This is a genomic window from Kitasatospora sp. NPDC005856 (assembly GCF_040629945.1).
GTDB lineage: Bacteria > Actinomycetota > Actinomycetes > Streptomycetales > Streptomycetaceae > Kitasatospora.
Window position 1 is genome coordinate 1 of record NZ_JBEXWT010000250.1, and the last position, 1,100, is coordinate 1,100.

At 77.7% G+C, this 1,100-nt stretch carries 1 pseudogene; it reads right to left on the bottom strand.

The annotated features are described in order from the left end of the window. Nucleotides 1–176 precede the first annotated feature (176 nt). A pseudogene (locus ABZ449_RS42275) lies at nt 177–1,100 on the bottom strand (hypothetical protein); the annotation flags it as partial.

Consider the following 1,100-nt stretch of genomic DNA (forward strand, 5'->3'; position numbering starts at 1 on the left):
GCCGGTGACGGCCGGCGCGGAGCGGCCGAGGGTCCGGTCCCGGACCGACGGGCCCGGACCACCGTGCGCCGGGCGGACGGACGGGCCGCCGCCCGTACGCCGGGCGCACGGTCCCGCGCGGGGCTACGCGGGGCCGCGCGTTGCTGCACCCGGCGGGCCGCCGACGGCCCCGCCGGTCAGATCACGCCCGCCTGCCGGGCCGTCTCCTCGAAGGCGCGGGCCACCGGGCTGCCGCGGTAGGGCGTGAGGCGGCGGTGGAAGTCCCGGACGTACTCCAGCGAGCGGGCCGAGCGCATCTCCCCCGCCGCCCGCAGCGCGTCGGTGGCCATGGTGCAGGCCTCGTCGAGGTCTCCCATGCCGAGCCGGGCGGTGGCCAGCACCAGACGGCAGAAGATCCGGCTGCGGGCGTAGGCGGGCGAGCGCAGCCGCAGCGACTTCTCGGCGTGCTGCGCGGCCGTCCGCCACTGCTGGAGGTCGCGGTAGCAATGGGCGAACTCGTCGGAGAGCTGGGCCTCGTCGAAGTACCGCGCCCAGGAGGGCAGTTCGTCGCCGGTCCGGGCCGCCGCCAGGGCGCGCTCGGCGCGCACCAGGGCGGTGGTGCAGGACCGGACGTCGCCCAGCAGGCCGTGCCCGCGCGCCTCGGCGGCGTGCATCAGCGACTGGACGACCGGCGGCACGGCGGTGCCCACGCCCTGCTGGGCGACCCGGGCCAGCTGGACCGCCTCCCGGCCGTGGCCCAGGTGGACGGCCTGCTGGCTCATCGTCACCAGCACGTAGCCGCCGAGCGCGCGGTCCCCGGCGGCCTGGGACAGGCGCAGCGCCTGGACGAAGTAACGCTGGGCGAGGCCGTGCGCGGCGATGTCGAAGGACGTCCAGCCGGCCAGCCTGGTGAGGTCGGCGACCGCCCCGAACAGGGCCCGGCCGATCTGCTCCCCGTAGCGGCCGCGCAGCATCGGCTCGGCCTCGCTCTCCAGGTAGCGGACCAGCGCCTGGCGGGCGTGGCCGCGCCGGGGCCTCGGGCCCGTCTCCGGGCGGGGATCGGACGGCTCAGGCGTGCCGGCGGATCTCCACGGTGCGGAACCGGTTGGCGACGAAAGCGC